Here is a 255-nt window from a genome sequence, read left to right as displayed (position 1 = left end):
TGAGCAGGTGCTCACCGGGGCGTGGGGTGCGGTTGCGGTAGGACGGGCGCAGCAGGGTCACGCCGCGGTCGGCCAGGTAGCGGTCGAGTTCGGCGGAGACGTAGCCCTTGTCGGCGATGACCGTCAGTCCCCAGCGGTCGGCGGTGAGGGTGGGGTCATGGTCGAGTACGGCCATCAGGACCTGGCGTTCGTCGAGTTTCGGGTCGGCCAGCGCCCAGGTGACCGGCAGGCCCGACGGGGTGCAGACCAGGTGCA

1 pseudogene is annotated in these 255 nt (G+C 70.6%); it reads right to left on the bottom strand.

Going from position 1 to position 255, the window contains the following annotated elements:
• Nucleotides 1-255: pseudogene (locus RM445_RS32200) on the bottom strand (IS982 family transposase); the annotation flags it as partial.

It is taken from the genome of Pseudonocardia charpentierae, from assembly GCF_031845345.1.
Classification (GTDB): Bacteria; Actinomycetota; Actinomycetes; order Mycobacteriales; family Pseudonocardiaceae; genus Pseudonocardia; species Pseudonocardia charpentierae.
Note: the sequence above shows the minus strand (reverse complement) of the source record. Positions and strands in the feature narration are given on the sequence as shown.